The sequence below is a fragment of the Devosia equisanguinis genome, assembly GCF_900631955.1.
Taxonomy (GTDB): Bacteria; Pseudomonadota; Alphaproteobacteria; order Rhizobiales; family Devosiaceae; genus Devosia; species Devosia equisanguinis.
On sequence record NZ_UZWD01000009.1, the window covers coordinates 170,285 to 176,522 of the forward strand.

Consider the following 6,238-nt stretch of genomic DNA (forward strand, 5'->3'; position numbering starts at 1 on the left):
ATGTTTCAAGGGACAATAAGCCTTAGCCGGCGACGCGTTCGATCACGGCGCCGCAATTGGAGAGCTTGTCTTCGAGGCGCTCGAAGCCGCGATCAAGGTGATAGATGCGGTTGACCACCGTCTCGCCCTTGGCGGCGAGACCCGCAATGACGAGCGATACCGAGGCACGCAGATCGGTTGCCATCACCTGGGCGCCCTTGAGCTGCGGCCGGCCGGTGACGGTTGCCACCTGGCCATTGACCGAAATATCGGCGCCGAAGCGTGCGAGCTCGGCCACATGCATGTAGCGATTCTCGAAAATGGTCTCGCGAATCTGGCTGACGCCGCTGCTCATGGTCATCAAGGCCATGAACTGCGCCTGCAGATCGGTGGGGAAGCCGGGGAAGGGATCGGTTTCCACATCCACCGCCATGATGCCATTGCCGTTGCGACGCACGCGCAGTCCGCCGGGCTCCACCGACAATTCGACGCCGGTGCCGGCCAGGATATCGAGCGCTGCCTGCAGATGGGCGGGCTCGGCGCCCTTGAGCAGCACATCGCCGCCGGTCATTGCGGCCGCCATGGCGAAAGTGCCGGTCTCGATCCGGTCGGGAATCACCGCAACGGTGGCGCCGTGGAGTTTTTCCACACCCTCGATGGTCAAGGTACGCGTGCCGATGCCCGAAATCTTGGCGCCCATGGCCACGAGGCATTCGGCGACATTGGTGATCTCCGGCTCCTGCGCCGCATTCTCGATCACCGTGGTGCCGCGCGCCAGCGTCGCTGCCATCAGGATGGTGTGGGTGGCGCCTACGGAAACCTTGGGGAAATTGACCGTGGCGCCGACCAGGCCACCCTTGGGCGCCTTGGCCACCACATAGCCGTCATCGATGTCGATTTCGGCACCCAGCGCCTTGAGGCCGTGCAGGAACAGATCCACCGGCCGCGTGCCGATGGCACAGCCGCCCGGCAGCGACACACGGGCTTCGTGGCAGCGGGCCAGCAGTGGTCCGATCACCCAGAAGCTGGCGCGCATCTTGGAGACGAGGTCATAGGGCGCGGTGGTGTCGACGATATCGGCGGCATGAAAGGTCATGCGCTGGCCGACGCCCTCGTCCTCGCCGCGACGGCGGCCATGCACGGCGATATCGACGCCGTGATTCTCCAGGATCCGTTCCAGCTGCTTGACGTCGGCCAAGCGCGGCACATTGGTGAGCACCAGCGGCTCATCGCTGAGCAGCGAGGCGATCATCAGGGGGAGGGCGGCGTTCTTGGCCCCGGAGATGGCAATCTCTCCGCGCAGTTCATTGCCGCCGACCAAACGAATACGATCCATAAAATGGTTCCTCAATAACGGCCCCGCGGGGCCTTCTACCTTTTGTGGGAGGTAGGCGAGGTCTTCGTTGCCACGTAAGCTAGACCAGCCGCTCTCTGCGAAAGTGTGACGACGCTAGAATCGCCCGAAAATGGTTTACGGTTTCTTGTCCGTGTCCGTTCCGGGGGCCGGGTCAGTCTCTCGAGCCGAGCGAGCCCGAGCCTGTTCCTTGCGACGCTTCAGGTTTTCACGCAGCTTTGCGGCCAATCTTTGCTCACGCAGCTGTGCTTCGTCCGATTTGCCCATCAACCTTCCTGGCCTTCGAGTCAACGAAGGCGGTGATAGGCGCTTTTTGGCCTTGCGTCGAGAGAAACGCTATGGCAAAGGAGCCCCCGTCGCCGCAAAGAACCACCAGCGCCGACCCAAAAGATGCTGCCGTAGCTCAGTGGTAGAGCACTCCCTTGGTAAGGGAGAGGCCGACAGTTCAATCCTGTCCGGCAGCACCAGTTTTCCCAAAAAATTCAATTAGTTATCCCTTCGGTTGCGACTGCACGTCATCGGCTTTACCGCTAGCACGCGGGTAGCACGTCTTTTGCCCGTTCATAAATTTCAAGGACTTAGCGGGTAGATTGTGCCCGTGTTAGCACGGCCCTAGCACATCGACACACCGCATAAAGTCGAAGGGTGCCAGCATGAATGCTATCGACAAACGCCCCTATGAGCTGTTCCAGCGCAAGGACAGCCCAAACTGGTGGATGCGGTTTTCTATCATCGGCCACGGCCAAAAGCGGATCGGCCTGAAAACGCCAGATTTCGAGCTAGCTCGCGCGCTAGCCGAACGAGAGTACCAAAGAGCAGTTTGGTCGGCAGAGGCAGGAGTTTTACAGGGGAAAACCTCCTTCAGCAAATTGGCCCAGCAATACCTTGATCGGCTTGACAGGCTCAGGGCTACTGACCCGAAGCATGACACCAAGTACTTTCACGACAAGGGCATCATCGACCGTTATCTGGTTCCATATTTCGGGAAGAAGACGATAACTTCGATCACCCACGCCAAGGTGCAGGAGTACCTAAAGTGGCGTCGTCAGTACTGGACCACCGGGCCGGGTAAGGACGAATACGCGATCAAATACGAGCGAGATGGGAAGCAGTTTTCTCGGCCGGTTCAGCATATCGAGCCGGCACTATCCACACTCCGGCGCGAGGCCGTAACTCTTCGCAACGTGTTCAAGCAGGCGGTCACGCTTGGCTACATTAAAGCGGCTGATATCCCTGCACCGGAATTGGCCACCGCGCCCAGAAACAAGCGACCGTCATTCACCGACGCCGAAATGGCGACGCTGTTGACCGAAGCGATGAGCCGCATTGCCTTTGTCGGGAAACCCGACGAACCACAGCGAATGGTGGATGCCAAGACCCGGTTTGAGCGCCTGATGCTCTGGGGCTTCATCCAGGTCGCTGTTCATACAGGCATGCGTCCTACCGAACTGCATAACCTCAGTTGGGCGAACGTCGAGGGATTAGACGTAGCCCGCAAGACCGCCATTAAAGAGGCCCGCATTCGCATCGTTGCCTATGGCAAGGGCAAATCCCCGCAACGTCTTGTTCCAAACGTGGAAGCGCTCGGCGCGTTCGTGGCGCTTTGGGATGCGTTCAAGACGCAGTTTGGTCGTGCACCGGAACCGACCGACGCTGTGTTCACCAACATCGATGGCGGACGCGCTCAGAGCTACAAGAAGAGCCTAAACAACCTGCTGGAAGCCACAGGGTTGAAAACTAACGCGTTCGGTCGTCCCCGTTCCGCCTACAGCTTCCGGCATACCTATGCGACAAACCAGCTCCGCAAAGGCACTGACATCTACACGCTCGCCATCAACATGCGAACCTCGGTAAAAATGATCGAGATGTACTATTCGGACGTAGTGCCGGATGATGTGGCGCAGCGGCTTGAGGGAGGCTTCTGACGCAACCTCTTACCTCGCGGGACGGCGGGCACAACACTAGCCGTGTATGTAACATGAAATGTTCCACGCTCCTGCTTTCTGACGGGTCGACCTCCGCAGCCTTAGCTGCCCCGAAACTCATCGCAGGGCCAGAACAGCTACCTACAGGCTCAACGCTCCTATCAAGGTGCCAAATAGCCACTCCCAACTTGCGCGGTATAACCCGAACAGAATGCGCGCACATTTTGCGGTCCGATGGGGCTCATAGCTCCAGCCCAAAAATGTGACCTCGGAGTTGGGGATGTTCTCATGCGGGCTGCTGGATCAAACGCTCTGGCTCGCCTCATCGCTGAGGCCATTACCGATTTACAAGGAATGGCGGTCCGATAAATTTCGGACTACCCTCTTCACCTGTGCTGCGAGTTGGTGAGCCTTCTGTACGCGAATCGATCTCAGGCGGTGTCGCTCCATCAATGTCGGACACCGGCTCAGCAGGATTGCTTGACGTATTCACACCCAGAGGAATCGCCGCCGGACCGAAGAATGCGACGACGAGTACGGATGCCAGTAAAGTAGCAGCTAGTCCGCCTCCGATCCAGGCAGCCGTCTTAAAGCCACGCTCCGCCCGGCCGGCCGGACCAGAGACCAGTGCCTCATAGTCATCTTTCGGCAGGAAGCGATATAGCTTACTGCGCCATAGCAGCCGCAAATCGGACTGGATGCGCACGAATTGCCAGCCACTAAGTATCACTGCGCCTACATACAGGCATAAAACTACGGCAAGAACTACTACAGCGGTGGTAACGATCGGGCCGTTCATAGGTACGGTAAGGCGAGCAGTAATAACCCCCACACCCGCGAACAATGCGGTAGCAACTGCAGCCGCGAGTTGACGAGTCGCATCTGCCAATTTGGTAGCTTCATCGGCGACAGCTTTGCGCAAGTCGGCCATGGCTTTGAGGGAATCCATGCTAATCTTGTGTAAACCTAGCTGGTGAGCGATCTTGGCGCCTTCCAGACCGGATTTTGTCCCACCAGAAAAGAGTGCCGCCGCGTCGCCGCTACCGACATTGGTGCGCGCCAACTCCGAGGCCATTAGGGCATGCCTGGTTTCCATCTCTTGCTCGAACTCGAAAACCCAACGTCCGGCGTCCTGCAGATGACGAAAAACATTGTGATCGAACGTCTGAGATCCGGGAGCCGGCAGCAAGTATTTCGCCAGGGGCGGCCCCCTGAAAACCAGGGTTCGCTCGTCTTCCAGTTCATTTGCCAACGCCATCATCAGCATCGTGGCCGCCGAATTTATCCAGACCGTGGCTGCTTTATCATCTGGAAGTAGATCTGAGGTGTCGGCCATTACCCATGGTCCAAGATATTCGGGTACAACGCGGTGACCGCCGAATTCTCTGACAACCTTGCGAGGGTTCGCGGGAAAGCGCGTCGGCACAAACGAAGTATCGTCGTCACCCCAAGGTGCCATCCTCACCGCAAGCGTCTCAATGACGCCCGTCAGTCTAACGACCTGGACCGCAGGGGTTGCGGGAGCACGGGACAGCCAGTCTGCGAATCCTGCGTTGGTCACAATTGAATTGACGCGGTCACTGGTAGGTGGCTTGGAGACCAATACCTTGAAAGGCCCAAAGTCGTCGTCAATGTAATCCTGCTGGACATAATCGCCCGAGCGATCCTCGATCGTTACAGCCCAAGTCAACGTAGCAGCGAGTTCGACCAGGGCATGGGTATCGACGGCGCTCAGCCGCGCAGCTACCAGGACGGTCTCGGTTTCCGTGATGAGCGCCCGTCCGTCGTCTGACCATCCGTCAAGGGTCTCAGCGAGTTTTGTCAGCAATAGTGACATCTTCAACAAGCTTGGTGCTCGTTTTGATCGTTATCGTCCATCCGCCATCCCCGTTCTGTACACGTGTCACTGCTCGGTTTTCCTGCTCTCCGGGATACTCGAGCACCACATCCTCAGCCGTTTTGATCAATTGTCGCGGCGCCCTTCTCAACGAGGCGGTGGTAGGTTTAAAGCTGACGCCGACCAGCTTTCTATCCTTCAATTGCCGGTTCAAAACCTTCTCGAGTTCAGCTCTCGCCGGCTCGTCTGTCGTGCCCGACGCGACGAAGATCGCCTCACGAATGGCATCTTCATCAACTGTGTCTCGCCCGCGAAGAGAGTCCTTGGTAGCAGCCACGGCCTTGGGGACGTCTGCGTTCGGCAACAGGTCCCGGCAGGTCTGCAGTGTTTTTCGTATGACCTCGTTGAGCCGCGTACTGAGTTCCGCATCGTCTCGGTCGCGTACAACATCCAGATAGGCTGCGAAGTAGTCGGTGAGATCTGGAGCGTCGCCCATGCGATCGAACGTCGAAACTTCCGCGTCGACTTCCCCGCCTATCGCTCGAACCAGGCACGATTTTTGAATTGCGCGTTTCTCCTTGATGAAGGCCTGAACGATCTGGCGCAGCGCGTTTCGACCTTTATCGGCATATAACTCAATAACCGGCCGGTAGTCGTATTTGATGAGGCTATAGAGCCGGACATTTGGATCGCCGCCGCTCAGTTCGAACACGAAGAAAGCGCCGTTGTTTGCGCTTCTCACGTGATCCTTGGAAAACTGACGCGACAATTCCTGGGCGCCCTTTTCAAAGCTCACCTCATCCTTCGCCATCCTGGCTATGATCGCCTTGATGCCAGAGTTCTCTTCGAACCGGTGCACGCTGCTGATCGCGGAGCCGATAATCCTGTCCAGGAAGAACTCCAGATGCTCCCCACCAGTCAGCTCTCTCTGTGGTTGGAACTTATCTTTGGCACTGACGACATGCAGTATCGTCCGCTTGATCGATAAAGCGCCTAGCTCGGCATCTGTGAAAAAGCTCAAACCTGTCCCCCGGCTCAATTCTATGTAGGCGATGTGCCGGTCACACCTTGGCCGCAAAGTTCCAAGGGAGCAATTCGTTGATGCGGTTCTGCTTGTGGTTGGCGACGATGGCGTGGAGCGTG

4 protein-coding genes and 1 tRNA gene are annotated in these 6,238 nt (G+C 57.9%); 2 read left to right on the forward strand and 3 right to left on the reverse strand.

All coding sequences use genetic code 11. From position 1 onward, the window contains the following. Nucleotides 1-22: 22 nt before the first annotated feature. A complete protein-coding gene (gene murA, locus DEVEQU_RS03570) occupies nucleotides 23-1,315 on the reverse strand; it encodes a UDP-N-acetylglucosamine 1-carboxyvinyltransferase (RefSeq protein ID WP_126149192.1) in 1,293 nt (430 codons plus the stop codon). 410 nt (nucleotides 1,316-1,725) lie between these two features. Between murA and DEVEQU_RS03575 the strand changes: the two genes are divergently transcribed. Together DEVEQU_RS03575 and DEVEQU_RS03580 are read left to right on the forward strand one after the other, a co-directional pair. Next, nucleotides 1,726-1,800 (forward strand) — tRNA-Thr (locus tag DEVEQU_RS03575). Nucleotides 1,801-1,986: 186 nt separating this feature from the next. Continuing rightward, nucleotides 1,987-3,258: a tyrosine-type recombinase/integrase gene (locus DEVEQU_RS03580; protein ID WP_126149193.1), complete on the forward strand. Its 1,272-nt coding sequence runs from the start codon at nucleotides 1,987-1,989 to the stop codon at nucleotides 3,256-3,258. A gap of 337 nt (nucleotides 3,259-3,595) precedes the next feature. Here the strand turns inward: DEVEQU_RS03580 and DEVEQU_RS03585 are convergent, their stop codons facing one another. Continuing rightward, complete coding sequence (locus DEVEQU_RS03585) at nucleotides 3,596-5,104, reverse strand: hypothetical protein (protein ID WP_126149194.1); 1,509 nt, start codon at nucleotides 5,102-5,104, stop codon at nucleotides 3,596-3,598. After that, nucleotides 5,067-6,116, reverse strand: a complete 1,050-nt coding sequence (locus DEVEQU_RS03590) for a nucleoid-associated protein (protein ID WP_164550223.1) — start codon at nucleotides 6,114-6,116, stop codon at nucleotides 5,067-5,069. Before DEVEQU_RS03590 ends, DEVEQU_RS03585 begins: the two co-directional genes overlap by 38 nt. Nucleotides 6,117-6,238 lie beyond the last annotated feature (122 nt).